Source organism: Pseudomonas sp. 2hn, from assembly GCF_019646095.1.
Lineage (GTDB): Bacteria > Pseudomonadota > Gammaproteobacteria > Pseudomonadales > Pseudomonadaceae > Aquipseudomonas > Aquipseudomonas peradeniyensis.
On record NZ_CP081016.1, the window covers coordinates 492,484 to 505,000 of the forward strand.

The window sequence follows — 12,517 nt, forward strand, 5'->3', positions numbered from 1 at the left end:
TGAACATCACATCAAAGGTGGATCAATGACCGATCAACCCCTGGCCCTTACCGTCGAACAGGGCCTGCACGCCGAACAGGACCTGCTGGCCGCCGTCTGCCGCGGCGAACGCGAATCCGGCGTGCTGTTCTGGCGCCCGACCGACCATGCCCTGGTCATGCCCCGGCGCATGAGCCGCCTGGACAACTTCGAGGCCGCTTGCGCCGAGCTGGCCATCGCCGGCTGGCCAGTACTGCTGCGCGAAACCGGTGGCGAGCCGGTGCCGCAATCCCATGCGACCGTCAACGTGGCACTGGTCTATGTGGCCCCGCGTAGCGAGGGTGATCAGGGCCGCATTGAGAATGCCTACGAGCGTCTGTGCCTGCCGCTGTGCGATGTCCTGCGCGAATGGGGTGGTGTTGCCTCGGTGGGGGAGATTGACGGCGCCTTTTGCGATGGCCGCTACAACGTCAACCTCAATGGCCGCAAACTGGTCGGCACGGCCCAGCGCTGGCGCCAGGGGCTGGGGGGCAAGCGCCCGGTGGTGCTGGTGCATGGTGCCCTGTTGCTGGACAACGAACGCGAATCGATGGTCGCGGCGGTCAACCGCTTCAATGAGTGCTGCGAGCTGGAGCAGCGCTGCCGTGCCGACAGCCATATCGCCCTGCACGAGGTGGCGCCTGCCGCCCCCTGGTTCGAGTGCTTGAGCCAGGCCTATGAGCAAGTGTTGGCGGAGCTGCCACAGGATTAACGGGTGCCGTAGACCACCATGGTCTTACCCTTGACCTGCACCAGGCTGCGCTCCTCGAGGTCCTTGAGGACGCGGCCGACCATCTCCCGTGAACAACCGACGATACGACCGATCTCCTGGCGGGTGATCTTGATCTGCATGCCGTCGGGGTGGGTCATGGCGTCGGGTTGCTTGCACAGGTCGAGCAGGCAGCGGGCGACCCGCCCGGTGACATCGAAAAACGCCAGGTCACCGACCTTGCGGGTGGTGTTGCGCAGGCGCTGGGCCATCTGGCTGCCCAGGGCATAGAGGATTTCCGGCTCCAGGCGTACCAGCTCGCGGAATTTGTCGTAGCCGATCTCGGCCACTTCGCACTCGGTCTTGGCGCGCACCCAGGCGCTGCGCTGATGTTCCTGGCCGGCCGGCTCGAACAGCCCCAGCTCACCGAAGAAATCACCGCTGTTGAGGTAGGCGATGATCATCTCGTGGCCGTCGTCGTCCTCGATCAGGATGGTCACCGAGCCCTTGATGATGAACGACAAGGTCTCGGCCCGGTCGCCGGCACAGATGATGTTGCTCTTGGCGGCGTAGCGACGGCGCTGGCAGTGGGCCAGCAACTTGTCGATGTTCTTGATCTTGGGTGGCAGGGCTGAGGAGACCATCACGAAATCCTGTTCGATACGACGCATTGGCTTTTTATAAAGGCGCCTGGCAGCACGCGCCAGTCATTTGGCGCCAGCTTATCAGACACTTCAACTTGAATCGGCACAAAAGCGACGCGGCTTGAGCTTTTCCGACAGCCTCGCAAGGTCTAAGCTGACACCCTTTTACGAAATCGGGAGTCCGGATAGATGAAGGCACGCATCCAGTGGGCCGGTGAAGCGATGTTCCTCGGTGAGTCGGGGAGCGGCCATGTCGTGGTTATGGATGGCCCACCCGAAGCCGGAGGTCGCAACCTGGGCGTGCGCCCGATGGAGATGCTCCTGCTCGGCCTGGGTGGCTGCAGCAGTTTCGACGTAGTCAGCATCCTCAAGAAGTCGCGCCAGGCCGTGGAAAGCTGCGAGGCCTTCCTGGAAGCCGAACGCGCCAGTGAAGACCCGAAGGTGTTCACCAAGATCCACCTCAACTTCGTGGTCAAGGGCCGCGGGTTGAAGGAGGCGCAGGTCAAGCGTGCGGTCGAGCTGTCGGCGGAGAAATATTGCTCGGCCTCGATCATGCTGGATCGCGCCGGCGTCGAGATCACGCACGGTTACGAAATCGTCGAACTCGGTTGATCGAAGGCAGCACCTGCCGGTCAGGCGCTTTGCTTGTGCAGGCGTTCGACACCTAGCAGCAACGCGAGCCCCGGGATCAGCGCAAGCACCAGCCAGGGCGTATTCACCCCGAGCAGGATGAGGATTTCGCTGCTGCTCCAGGTGGTGCCGAAGTGTTCGGCAAACACCTGGCACTGCAGCCACGCAGCCAACGTGCCAGCGAGCACGAACGTGCCGACCAGCAGTTGGCGGCTGGCTAAAAACGCGCTGAGCAGCAGGAACAGCAACTGCGCGGGCAGTGTGCCGAGCATCAGCTCGGCGGTGCTGTTGCTGTCAGGGTCGGTAAGCGTCGGCAGTTCCAGGCTGAAAGTGCTTTGCCCGACACTGGCGACCATCAGGCAAACGAACAGATAGGCGACCGGGATCAGGCTAAGGCCCTGCAGCAGCCGGGCGAGCGATCGTCCCATGTTCAGCGACGCAATGCCGGCAGCAGCTGCAACAGACGTTCGGGTAGCTGTGCCCGAAGCTGCTCGCTCAATGCCTCACGTCGCTTCTGGTACAGCACGCCAAGACCGATCACGCCGAGGCCGATCAAGGTCAGTATGACCGGGAACAGCAGGGAATCGGCGAACACCTCGTAGGACAGATACCCCAGATAGGCCGCCACCCCCATCGCTCCGAACACCATGAACACGGGGCGGCGCAGCAGGACGGCCAGGCCCATCAGTCCCAGGTTGATCAGGCAGTACAGCGCCTTGCCCCACTCGCTGCCACTGTCCATCAGCGTCAGCCCGCCCCAGAACGCCGCCAGGCCGGCGAGATAGCCCCAGAAGGCATAGTCCCGGCGGGTGCGTCCGTCGATCACCAGGAACACCAACAGCAGGCCCAGGCCGAACCACAGCGAGACCGTGCGCCGTTGCTCCCAGCTGAACAGGTCGCCATGGAACCACTCGCTCAGGTCCATGGACATGAACCACAGGGCCACCGCGATCGGCATGACGATGAAAGGGAAGGGAATCAGGCGCAGCATCAGCATCCCGGCCAGTACCGTCGCCGCCTCCATTGCCAACCAGCCACCCTGCACGTAGGTGTAGTACTGGTGGTAGTCGCCCTGGGCGTCGTCCAGTGGCCACCAGCCTGCCAGGCGCTCGATGGCGAACACCGCCAGCGGTACGATGCTGACCGCCACGGCGGCCAGCACGCCGGCGGCGACAGGCTGGTTGCGTCGTTGCAGCGACAGGGCGAACAGGGTGATCCCGGCGATGTAGAGCAGGGCGATGGCCAGCAGTGCACCGTCGCCTATGCGCATCCAGGCCTCGGTGAGCAGCCAGCCCATGGCACCCATGATCAGCAGTGCGCCGAAATAGAACGCCACATGGGCCAGCTGGAAGCTGGCGCGGCTTTCCGGCTGCTGGCGCAGGAAGGCCAGCAAGGCCTGGTCCTGCCCCGGGTGCAGCACGCCGGCACTCACGGCGCGTGCCAGGTCCCTGGCGTCGAAACGTTCCATGGTGCGCGTCTCAGATTCGGTAGGTGCTCTTGGTCATGACCTTGGCCAGCAGGCTCATGCCGAAGCGCACGGGGGCCGGGAAACGGTAGCCGCCGGCTTCCAGCGCGGACTCGGCGTGGTGTTCCTCGTCGACACGCATCTGTTCGAGGATGGCGCGGGACTTGCCGTCGTTCTCGGGGATCTGCTCCAGGTGTTCGTCCAGGTGCTTGCACACCTGATGCTCGGTGGCGGCGACGAAGCCGAGGCTGACCTTGTCGCTGACCAGACCGGCGAGGGCGCCGATGCCGAACGACAGGCCGTAGAACACCGGGTTGAGCACACTGGGGTGGCTGTTGAGCTGGCGAATGCGCTGCTCGCACCAGGCCAGGTGGTCGATTTCTTCTTCCGCCGCATGCTCCATGGCCTTGCGCACCTGGGGCAGCTTGGCGGTCAGGGCCTGGCCCTGGTACAGCGCCTGGGCGCAGACTTCGCCGGTGTGGTTGATGCGCATCAGGCCGGCGATATGGCGGGTCTGCTGCTCGTCGAGTTCGGCGTCCGGCTGGATGATCGCCGGGGATGGGCGGGCGGGTTGGCCGCTGAAGGGCAGCAAGGTGCGCATGGCGGTATCGGCCTGCAGCAACAAGCGGTCGAGCGGCGAGTAGTGACGTTCGGTAGCCATCGGGCACCTCCGCTGAAGTGATGCCCGACAGTCTACCTCAATACCCCTGGGCAGGCTTGCCTTGGATCAGCCCGGCGGCCAGTGCATCTGGCGCTGGCCAAGCACGTGCATGTGGATGTGGTAGACGGTCTGGCCGCCCTGCTCGTTGCAGTTCATCACCACGCGGAAGCCCTCTTCGCAGCCGAGCTCCCGGGCCAGGCGCTGGGCGGTGAACAGGATGTGGCCGGCCAGGCCTTTGTCCTCTTCGGTCAGGTCGTTGAGGGTACGGATGGGCTTTTTCGGAATGACCAGAAAATGCACTGGCGCTTGGGGGGCGATATCGTGGAAGGCCAGAACCTGGTCGTCCTCGTAGATGATCTTTGCCGGAATCTCCCGGTTGATGATCTTGGTGAAGATAGTCTCCACAGCACTTGCTCCATGGTGAGTGTCCGGGCTGAGTGTACTGAGCCCGCCGCCGCTCGCCCAGTGGCTATTCCATGCCGATCGGGCAATAGCGGCGATGGATCAGCCCGGCCAGCTTGCGCGTCAGCCAGCGCGGCAGCAGGCGCGGGGCGAAGGCCAGCCAGCGGTTGCGCCGGCCGGGCAGGATCAGCGCGCGGTTCTTGTCCAGAGCGCGGACGGTGTACAGGGCGATTTCCTCGGGGCTCAGGCAGCGGCTGTTGCCGTCGAGGCGTGGGATGCGGCGCCTGGCCGAGCGCACCGGCCCCGGGCACAGCACCGAGACCTTGATTCCGGTGCGCCGCAGTTCCTCGCGCAGCGCCTCGGAGAAACTCAGCACATAGGCCTTGCTCGCCGCGTAGGCAGCCATCCACGGGCCCGGTGCGACCCCGGCCAGTCCCGCGACGTTGAGGATCTGCCCGCCACCCTGGATCGCCATCAGGTTGCCAATGGCGTGGCACAGGCGGCTCAGGGCAAGGATATTGACCTCCAGCAGGTCCTGCTCATCGGCCCATTCATGGGCCAGGAACGGCCCATAGCTGCGTTGCCCCGCGCAATTCACCAGCAGGTCGATGCGCCGCTCGCCTTCCTCCAGCTCGAGGACGAAGCCCGACAGGCGCAGAGGCTGGCTGAGATCGCAGGCACGGAACAGCACTTCCACGCCGAAGCGTTGGGTGAGCTCGATGGCCACTGGCTCCAGCGTCTCGCGCTGGCGCGCCACCAGGATCAGGTTGCGCCCGCGCCGTGCCAGGGCTTCCGCCAGGGCCAGGCCCAGGCCGCTGGAAGCTCCGGTGATCATGGCGTAACGGGTCATGCAAGGCTCCTGGGGCGTAAGGGGCGCCTAGTGTACAGCCTGGCCGATTTGCTACAAGGCGTTGCTGCGCAGCTGCTGGCTGCGCGCCAGGGCGGTCCGGTACTCGTCCTGCAGGCGCCCGATCAGCTCGCCGGCGCCGGGCAGGTCATGGATCTCGCCGACACCCTGGCCGGCCGACCAGACCGTCTTCCAGGCCTTGGCCTCGTCATCCAGTGGCTTGAGCTTGCCGGCGTCATGGCCACTCTTCAGCGCTGCCAGGTCGTAGCCGGCCTGTTCCAGGCTCTGGCGCAGGAAGCTTGCCGGGATGCCGGACACTGCGGGGGTATGCACGATATCGGCGGCCCCGGCGCCCAGGATCATCTGCTTGTAGGCGTCCTGGGCCTGGCTCTCACGGGTGGCGATGAAACGGGTGCCCATGTAGCCGAGGTCGGCCCCCAGCAATTGCGCGGCCAGCAGTTCATGGCCATGGTTCAGGCAGCCGGCCAGCAGCAGGGTCTTGTCGAAGAACTGGCGGATCTCCGCGACCAGGGCGAACGGGCTCCAGGTTCCGGCATGTCCGCCGGCGCCGGCGGCCACGGCGATCAGCCCGTCGACGCCGGCCTCGGCGGCCTTCTCGGCGTAGCGACGGGTGGTCACGTCATGGAACACCAGGCCACCATAGCCGTGCACCGCGTCGACCACCTCCTTCACCGCGCCGAGGCTGGTGATGACGATGGGCACGCGATGTTCGACGCACAGTGCCAGGTCGGCCTGCAGGCGCGGATTGGTCGGGTGCACGATCAGGTTGACCGCATAGGGCGCAGGCGCCTGCAGCTCGGCCAGCCCGGCCTCGATCTCCTCCAGCCAGGCCTTGAACCCTGCGCTGTCACGCTGGTTCAGGGCAGGGAAGCTGCCCACCACGCCATTGGCGCAGCAGGCGAGCACCAGCCGGGGATTGGAGATCAGGAACATCGGCGCCGCCACCAGGGGCAGGCGCAGGCGTTGTTCGAGCGAGGCGGGCAGGGACATGGCGAAACTCCTGTAGGCGGGTGGATATCGTCAGAACGGTTTGACCACCACGAGAATTACGACGCCCAGCAGCATCAGCACCGGTGCCTCGTTGAACCAGCGGTAGTAAACATGGCTGCGGGTGTTGGTGCCGGCGGCGAAGCGTTTGCGCTGGGCGCCGCACATGTGATGGTAGACGGTGAGCAGGGCTACCAGGGTGAGCTTGGCGTGCAGCCAGCCCTGGCTCAGCCAGCCGGGGTTCAGGTACAGCATCCAGCCGCCGAACACGTAGGTGGCGATCATCGCCGGGTTCATGATGCCCCGGTACAGCTTGCGCTCCATGGTGGTGAAGCGCTCGAGGCTGATGCTGTCCTGGCTCTGGGCGTGATAGACGAACAGGCGTGGCAGGTAGAACAGGCCGGCGAACCAGCAGACCACGCTGACGATATGCAGCGCCTTGATCCATAGATAGAGCATGGGGAGTTCCTTCAGGTTTTCACGGTCGTCAGATAGTAGAGGCCAAGGGCCCGAAGGGTCATCCCAAGAGTTGTTACAGGCGCCCTTGGCCCCTATTATCGTGCGCTTTCCAGTGGTCTCGTTGATAAGGGGCAAGCGTCATGATCAAGGTCGGTATCGTCGGCGGCACGGGTTACACCGGTGTCGAACTGCTGCGTCTGCTGGCGCAGCACCCACAGGCCGAAGTGGCGGTCATCACTTCGCGCTCCGAAGCGGGCGTGGCGGTTGCCGACATGTACCCGAACCTGCGCGGCCATTACGATGGCCTGGCGTTCAGCGTGCCGGACACCAAGACCCTGGCGGCCTGCGATGTGGTGTTCTTCGCCACGCCCCACGGCGTCGCCCACGCCCTGGCGGGTGAGTTGCTGGCGGCCGGCACCAAGGTCATCGACCTGTCCGCCGACTTCCGCCTGCAGGACGCCGCCGAATGGGGCAAGTGGTACGGCCAGCCCCATGGCGCGCCCGAGCTGCTCAAGGACGCGGTCTACGGCTTGCCCGAAGTAAACCGCGAGAAGATCCGTCAGGCGCGCCTGATCGCCGTGCCGGGTTGCTACCCGACCGCCACCCAGCTGGGCTTGCTGCCATTGCTGGAGTCCGGCCTGGCCGACCCGTCGCGGTTGATCGCTGACTGCAAGTCGGGCGTCAGCGGTGCCGGCCGCGGCGCTGCGGTGGGCTCGCTGTTCTGCGAGGCCGGGGAGAGCATGAAGGCCTACGCGGTCAAGGGCCACCGTCACCTGCCGGAGATCAGCCAGGGTCTGCGCCAGGCGGCGGGCAAGGACATCGGCCTGACCTTCGTGCCGCACCTGACCCCGATGATCCGTGGCATCCATGCCACCCTGTACGCAACGGTCGCCGATACCTCGGTCGACCTGCAGGCGCTGTTCGAGAAACGCTACGCCAACGAACCGTTCGTCGACGTGATGCCAGCCGGCAGCCATCCGGAAACCCGCAGCGTGCGCGGTGCCAACGTCTGCCGTATCGCCGTGCACCGGCCTCAGGGCGGTGACCTGGTGGTGGTGCTGTCGGTGATCGACAACCTGGTCAAGGGCGCCTCGGGCCAGGCGGTGCAGAACCTCAACATCCTGTTCGGCCTCGACGAGCGCATGGGGCTGTCCCACGCCGGGCTGCTGCCGTAAGCCGCCGGTCGTTGCCAGGGCCCGCCTCGCGCGGGCCTTTTTCATGGGGGCGACTAAAGCCGCACAATTCTTGACCGATTTTCTCGGACAAGCGGATAATACCCGCCATCGAGTTTTATGGCGGCACTGCGCCGGGAGAATCAACATGAGCGTCGAAACCTTCACCCCCACGGCTTTGGAGTTCACTCCCGGGGCTGCGCACAAGGTGAAAACCCTGGTCAGCGAAGAGGGCAACGAGCGGCTGAAGCTGCGTGTGTTCGTGACCGGCGGCGGCTGCTCGGGCTTCCAGTATGGTTTCACCTTTGATGAAGACGTGGCCGATGACGACACCATCGTCGAGCGCGAAGGTGTTGCGCTGGTCGTCGACCCGATGAGCTACCAGTACCTGGCGGGCGCCGAAGTCGACTACCAGGAAGGCCTGGAAGGTTCGCGCTTCGTGATCAAGAACCCGAACGCCACCACCACCTGCGGTTGCGGTTCGTCGTTCTCGATCTGATCCGGGCCCTGCTGTGAAAACGCCGCGCAATTGCGCGGCGTTTTGCATTCTGGCGGGTGTTCAGGCGGGGTAGATCGCGCCGAGGATGCGCAGGCCGCGGGCGGCGGTCACGCTGGGGCGGTTGGCCGGGATGCCCTCCAGGCAGCAATGGGCCAGCCAGGCGAAGGCCATGGCCTCGACCCAATCCGGGTCCACGCCATGTGCGGCGGTGCTTGCAACTTTGGCAGCCGGCAGCAGGGCCGCCAGGCGCGCCATCAATGCACCGTTGCGCGCACCTCCGCCACAGACCAGCAGGGCCTCGGTGTCGTCCTGGGCCTGGCGCAGCGAGTCGATGATGCTGCGCGCCGTCAGTTCCAGCAGGGTGGCCTGGACATCTTCGTCACGGTACGCCGGCAGGCGCGCCAGATGGGCGTCCAGCCAGGGCAGGTTGAAGACTTCGCGGCCAGTGCTCTTCGGGCCGCTGCCGGCGAAGAACGGATCGCTCAGCAGGGCGCTCAGCAGGTCCTGACGGACGCTGCCGCTGGCCGCCCAGGCGCCGTCGGCATCGAAAGCCTGGCCCTGCTTGCGTTCGATCCAGGCATCCAGCAGCACATTGCCCGGGCCGCAGTCGAAGCCATGCACCGGCTGCTCGCGTTCGATCAGGCTCAGGTTGCTGAAGCCACCCACGTTGAGGATCGCCAGGCGCTGGCCGAGATGACCGAACAGGGCCTCGTGAAACGCCGGTACCAGGGGCGCGCCCTGGCCGCCCGCCGCCACGTCGCGACGACGGAAGTCGCCCACCACGCAGATACCGGTGAGCTCGGCCAGCAGGGCCGGGTTGCCGATCTGCACGGTAAAGCCACGGGCCGGCTCATGGCGAACCGTCTGGCCGTGGCTGCCAATGGCACGGATGGCGTCGGGCGCCAGGCCCTGGGCGGCCAGCAGATGATTGATGCCCTGTGCCGCCAGGGTGGCCCAGCGGTTTTCCGCCAGGGCCGCACGGGCGATCTCGTCGGGGCCGCTGGCGCAGAGGCCGAGCAGGTCCTGGCGCAGGTCGACGGGCATGGGGATGTAATGGGTGGCGAGCAGCCGCAGCTGCTCGTCTTGCTCGATCAGGGCGATGTCCAGGCCATCAAGGCTGGTGCCGGACATCACCCCCAGGTAGAGCGCCATGTCAGCGCTTGTTGGCGGCGAGCAGGGTGGCCTTTTCCTGATCCATGCGAGCGATCAGGGGCTGGCTCTGCTGGTTGAAGCGCTGGCGCTCGGCCTTGGCGATCGGGTCGGCCATCGGCACCTTCTGGCTCAGCGGGTCGACGTGGACACCGTTGACCTGGAACTCGTAGTGCAGGTGCGGGCCGGTCGACAGGCCGGTGGTGCCAATGTAGCCGATGATCTGACCCTGCTTGACGCTGGAGCCGGTCTTGATGCCCTTGGCGAAGCCCTGCATGTGGCCGTAGAGGGTCTTGTACGAATTGCCATGGGCGATGATCACGGTGTTGCCGTAGCCGCCGCGACGGCCGGCCAGTTCGATGCGGCCATCGCCGGCGGCCTTGATCGGTGTGCCGCGTGGCGCGGCGTAGTCGACGCCCTTGTGCGCACGGATCTTGTTGAGGATCGGGTGCTTGCGCCCGGCGGAGAAGCGCGAGCTGATGCGGGCGAAGTCCACCGGGGTGCGGATGAACGCCTTGCGCAGGCTGTTGCCGTCGGCGGTGTAGTAGTTGGTGTTGCCCTGCTTGTTGGTGTAGCGCACGGCGGTGTAGGTCTTGCCGCGGTTGGTGAAGCGGGCGGAGAGGATGTTGCCGGTGCCGACCACCTTGCCGTCCATCATCTTCTGCTCGTAGACCACGTCGAATTCGTCGCCAGGGCGAATGTCCTGGGCGAAGTCGATGTCGTAGCCGAGGATGCGCGCCATGTCCATGGTCATGCTGTGGGACAGGCCGGCGCGCTGGGCGGAGGCGGACAGCGAGCTCTTGATCACGCCATGGGCGTAGGCGGTGCGGACCACCGGCTTGCTGACCTCGCGCTCGAAGGCGAAGCCCTTGTCGGTCCTGTTCAGGCGGATGGTCTCGAGGGTGCTGACCTTGCTGTGCAGGCTGGTCAGCTGGCCGTCCTTGTCCAGTTCGAACTGCAGCACCTGGCCATGCTTGAGCTGGCTGAACTGCTTGGCCTGCTTGTTGCTCGCCAGCACGTCGTGGACGACGTTGGCCGGCAGGCCGACCTTGTTGAACAGGGTGGAAAGCGTATCGCCGCGGCTGACCACCACTTCGCGGTGGCCCGGGGTTTTCTCTTCCGGCTTGGCGGCGGGGGCCGGCGCCGGTTCCGCCTTGGCGGTTTCGGGCTCGGCGCCGTCGATCTGGGCGAATGGCGAGTCGCTGCTTTGCCCGGCCTCTACCAGGGGGGCGCTGCGGGACTCGTCCTTGAGCTGTTCTGCCGGGCTCTCGAGCTCCAGGCTGAGGGTGGTTTTCTTGGCTTCCACTTCGCTGGAAGGGAAGACCAGCAAGGCCAGGCTGAGGAGGGCGGCAATGCCGCTTGCGGCCAACAGATGGCTTTTCGGATAAAGCGGGGGCGCTTTAGGCGTTTCGTTGGTCATAGGTGAGGTGACTTTGAAAAAGGTGAAATGGAAAAGATGAATGACATGATGAAGATGAAATAACTGTATAAAATATAACCAAATCCATTCTCACGCAAGGGCGCGTAGACGTTGCGGTGCGCAGTTCGGGTCACAATCCTTTGCGAAACTTGTATTTGATGGCCGATCTTGTATGGTTGGCTCCCCTTGAATCCTAGCGTTGCGGGTCTGTCTATGAAGTCGGTTGAAGAGCAGCTGGCGCTTATCAAGCGCGGTGCGGAAGAGGTACTGGTCGAATCGGAACTGGTGGAGAAGCTCAAGCGTGGCCAACCGCTGCGCATCAAGGCGGGCTTCGATCCAACCGCGCCCGACCTGCACCTGGGGCACACGGTGCTGATCAACAAGCTGCGCCAGTTCCAGGAGCTGGGGCATCAGGTCATCTTCCTGATCGGCGACTTCACCGGCATGATCGGCGACCCGAGCGGCAAGAGCGCCACCCGTCCGCCGCTGACCCGCGAGCAGGTGCTGGACAACGCCGAGACCTACAAGCAGCAAGTGTTCAAGATCCTCGACCCGGCCAAGACCGAGGTGGCGTTCAACTCCACCTGGATGGACAAGCTCACCCCTGCCGACTTCATTCGCCTGGCCTCGCAGTACACCGTGGCGCGCATGCTCGAGCGCGACGACTTCGACAAGCGCTACACCACCAACCAGCCGATCGCGATCCATGAGTTCCTCTATCCGCTGGTGCAGGGCTACGACTCCGTCGCCTTGAAGGCCGATGTCGAGCTGGGTGGCACCGATCAGAAGTTCAACCTGCTGATGGGGCGCGAGCTGCAACGCGCCTATGGTCAGGAGGCGCAGAACATCGTCACCATGCCGCTGCTCGAAGGGCTGGATGGCGTGAAGAAGATGTCCAAGTCGCTGGGTAATTATGTCGGCATCCAGGAAGCGCCCGGGGTGATGTACAGCAAGCTTGTGTCGATTCCCGATACCTTGATGTGGCGTTACTTCGAGCTGCTGAGCTTCCGTTCGATGGAGGAGATCGATCAGTTCCGGGCGGATGTCGAGAATGGCGCCAATCCGCGCGACATCAAGATCAAGCTGGCCGAGGAGATCGTGGCTCGTTTCCATGGTGAAGAGGCTGCGGCCAATGCGCACCGTGCCGCGGGCAACCGCATGAAGGAAGGCGAGTTGCCGGAGGATCTGCCGGAGATCGAAGTGGCTGCCGCTGAAGATCTGCCAATCGCCGCAGTGCTGAACCGGGCTGGGTTGGTGAAGAACTCGGCGCAGGCGCGGGATCTGCTTGGCGCTGGCGCGGTCAAGGTGGATGGTGCGGTGGTCGACCGCGACTTCATGTTCGTGATTGGCGCGACCCATGTGTGCCAGGCGGGCAAGAAGGCGTTTGCCCGGGTCAGCCTCAAGGCGGAGTGATCGCCTGGTGGTGTAGCTATA

15 protein-coding genes are annotated in these 12,517 nt (G+C 64.9%); 5 read left to right on the top strand and 10 right to left on the bottom strand.

All coding sequences use genetic code 11. From position 1 onward, the window contains the following. Nucleotides 1-25 precede the first annotated feature (25 nt). Entirely contained in the window at nt 26-730 is a 705-nt protein-coding gene (locus K2O50_RS02275) for a lipoyl protein ligase domain-containing protein (RefSeq protein WP_050703532.1), read from the top strand. Here the strand turns inward: K2O50_RS02275 and crp are convergent. Then, nucleotides 727-1,371: a cAMP-activated global transcriptional regulator CRP gene (gene crp, locus K2O50_RS02280; protein ID WP_050703538.1), complete on the bottom strand. Its 645-nt coding sequence runs from the start codon at nt 1,369-1,371 to the stop codon at nt 727-729. The genes K2O50_RS02275 and crp overlap by 4 nt on opposite strands. Before the next feature lie 189 nt (nt 1,372-1,560). Between crp and K2O50_RS02285 the strand changes: the two genes are divergently transcribed. Then, the gene (locus tag K2O50_RS02285; protein ID WP_028689009.1) at nt 1,561-1,983 is read left to right on the top strand and encodes an OsmC family protein; all 423 of its coding nucleotides are present in this window, start codon (nt 1,561-1,563) and stop codon (nt 1,981-1,983) included. Between the two features lie 20 nt (nt 1,984-2,003). Here K2O50_RS02285 and K2O50_RS02290 read toward each other — a convergent pair whose 3' ends face one another. The 7 genes from K2O50_RS02290 to hemJ form a co-directional block, all read right to left on the bottom strand. Next, complete coding sequence (locus tag K2O50_RS02290) at nt 2,004-2,429, bottom strand: hypothetical protein (RefSeq protein ID WP_050703533.1); 426 nt, start codon at nt 2,427-2,429, stop codon at nt 2,004-2,006. Between the two features lie 2 nt (nt 2,430-2,431). Further along, nucleotides 2,432-3,469, bottom strand: a complete 1,038-nt coding sequence (locus K2O50_RS02295) for a hypothetical protein (RefSeq protein ID WP_050703534.1) — start codon at nt 3,467-3,469, stop codon at nt 2,432-2,434. Nucleotides 3,470-3,479: 10 nt separating this feature from the next. After that, complete coding sequence (gene coq7, locus K2O50_RS02300; protein WP_110734634.1) at nt 3,480-4,127, bottom strand: 2-polyprenyl-3-methyl-6-methoxy-1,4-benzoquinone monooxygenase; 648 nt, start codon at nt 4,125-4,127, stop codon at nt 3,480-3,482. A 66-nt stretch (nt 4,128-4,193) separates the two neighbouring features. Beyond that, nucleotides 4,194-4,532, bottom strand: a complete 339-nt coding sequence (locus tag K2O50_RS02305; protein ID WP_028689005.1) for a histidine triad nucleotide-binding protein — start codon at nt 4,530-4,532, stop codon at nt 4,194-4,196. Between the two features lie 64 nt (nt 4,533-4,596). After that, nucleotides 4,597-5,379 carry an SDR family oxidoreductase gene (locus K2O50_RS02310; RefSeq protein ID WP_050703540.1) on the bottom strand — a complete coding sequence of 261 codons (783 nt, stop codon included), beginning with the start codon at nt 5,377-5,379 and terminating at the stop codon, nt 4,597-4,599. A 51-nt stretch (nt 5,380-5,430) separates the two neighbouring features. Next, nucleotides 5,431-6,387 (bottom strand): nitronate monooxygenase family protein, encoded by a 957-nt coding sequence (locus K2O50_RS02315; protein ID WP_050703541.1) that lies wholly within the window; start codon nt 6,385-6,387, stop codon nt 5,431-5,433. Between the two features lie 30 nt (nt 6,388-6,417). After that, nucleotides 6,418-6,843 carry a protoporphyrinogen oxidase HemJ gene (gene hemJ / locus K2O50_RS02320; RefSeq protein WP_050703542.1) on the bottom strand — a complete coding sequence of 142 codons (426 nt, stop codon included), beginning with the start codon at nt 6,841-6,843 and terminating at the stop codon, nt 6,418-6,420. Nucleotides 6,844-6,983: 140 nt separating this feature from the next. Between hemJ and argC the strand changes: the two genes are divergently transcribed. Together argC and erpA are read left to right on the top strand one after the other, a co-directional pair. Continuing rightward, entirely contained in the window at nt 6,984-8,018 is a 1,035-nt protein-coding gene (argC, locus tag K2O50_RS02325; protein WP_050703543.1) for an N-acetyl-gamma-glutamyl-phosphate reductase, read from the top strand. A 145-nt stretch (nt 8,019-8,163) separates the two neighbouring features. Next, nucleotides 8,164-8,514 (top strand): iron-sulfur cluster insertion protein ErpA, encoded by a 351-nt coding sequence (erpA, locus tag K2O50_RS02330; RefSeq protein WP_050703544.1) that lies wholly within the window; start codon nt 8,164-8,166, stop codon nt 8,512-8,514. Between the two features lie 60 nt (nt 8,515-8,574). Here the strand turns inward: erpA and K2O50_RS02335 are convergent, their stop codons facing one another. Both K2O50_RS02335 and K2O50_RS02340 read right to left on the bottom strand, forming a co-directional pair. Next, nucleotides 8,575-9,666 carry an anhydro-N-acetylmuramic acid kinase gene (locus K2O50_RS02335; RefSeq protein ID WP_050703545.1) on the bottom strand — a complete coding sequence of 364 codons (1,092 nt, stop codon included), beginning with the start codon at nt 9,664-9,666 and terminating at the stop codon, nt 8,575-8,577. Nucleotide 9,667: 1 nt separating this feature from the next. Continuing rightward, nucleotides 9,668-11,083, bottom strand: a complete 1,416-nt coding sequence (locus tag K2O50_RS02340; RefSeq protein ID WP_050703546.1) for a peptidoglycan DD-metalloendopeptidase family protein — start codon at nt 11,081-11,083, stop codon at nt 9,668-9,670. A 213-nt stretch (nt 11,084-11,296) separates the two neighbouring features. Between K2O50_RS02340 and tyrS the strand changes: the two genes are divergently transcribed. Further along, nucleotides 11,297-12,496: a tyrosine--tRNA ligase gene (gene tyrS, locus K2O50_RS02345; protein ID WP_050703547.1), complete on the top strand. Its 1,200-nt coding sequence runs from the start codon at nt 11,297-11,299 to the stop codon at nt 12,494-12,496. Nucleotides 12,497-12,517: the final 21 nt, after the last annotated feature.

Coding starts and splice junctions, on each gene's coding strand:
- K2O50_RS02275 (WP_050703532.1), top strand. CDS start 26: ATGACCGATCAACCCCTGGCCCTTACCGTCGAACAGGGCCTGCACGCC.
- crp (WP_050703538.1), bottom strand. CDS start 1,371: ATGGTCTCCTCAGCCCTGCCACCCAAGATCAAGAACATCGACAAGTTG.
- K2O50_RS02285 (WP_028689009.1), top strand. CDS start 1,561: ATGAAGGCACGCATCCAGTGGGCCGGTGAAGCGATGTTCCTCGGTGAG.
- K2O50_RS02290 (WP_050703533.1), bottom strand. CDS start 2,429: ATGGGACGATCGCTCGCCCGGCTGCTGCAGGGCCTTAGCCTGATCCCG.
- K2O50_RS02295 (WP_050703534.1), bottom strand. CDS start 3,469: ATGGAACGTTTCGACGCCAGGGACCTGGCACGCGCCGTGAGTGCCGGC.
- coq7 (WP_110734634.1), bottom strand. CDS start 4,127: ATGGCTACCGAACGTCACTACTCGCCGCTCGACCGCTTGTTGCTGCAG.
- K2O50_RS02310 (WP_050703540.1), bottom strand. CDS start 5,379: ATGACCCGTTACGCCATGATCACCGGAGCTTCCAGCGGCCTGGGCCTG.
- K2O50_RS02315 (WP_050703541.1), bottom strand. CDS start 6,387: ATGTCCCTGCCCGCCTCGCTCGAACAACGCCTGCGCCTGCCCCTGGTG.
- hemJ (WP_050703542.1), bottom strand. CDS start 6,843: ATGCTCTATCTATGGATCAAGGCGCTGCATATCGTCAGCGTGGTCTGC.
- argC (WP_050703543.1), top strand. CDS start 6,984: ATGATCAAGGTCGGTATCGTCGGCGGCACGGGTTACACCGGTGTCGAA.
- erpA (WP_050703544.1), top strand. CDS start 8,164: ATGAGCGTCGAAACCTTCACCCCCACGGCTTTGGAGTTCACTCCCGGG.
- K2O50_RS02335 (WP_050703545.1), bottom strand. CDS start 9,666: ATGGCGCTCTACCTGGGGGTGATGTCCGGCACCAGCCTTGATGGCCTG.
- K2O50_RS02340 (WP_050703546.1), bottom strand. CDS start 11,083: ATGACCAACGAAACGCCTAAAGCGCCCCCGCTTTATCCGAAAAGCCAT.
- tyrS (WP_050703547.1), top strand. CDS start 11,297: ATGAAGTCGGTTGAAGAGCAGCTGGCGCTTATCAAGCGCGGTGCGGAA.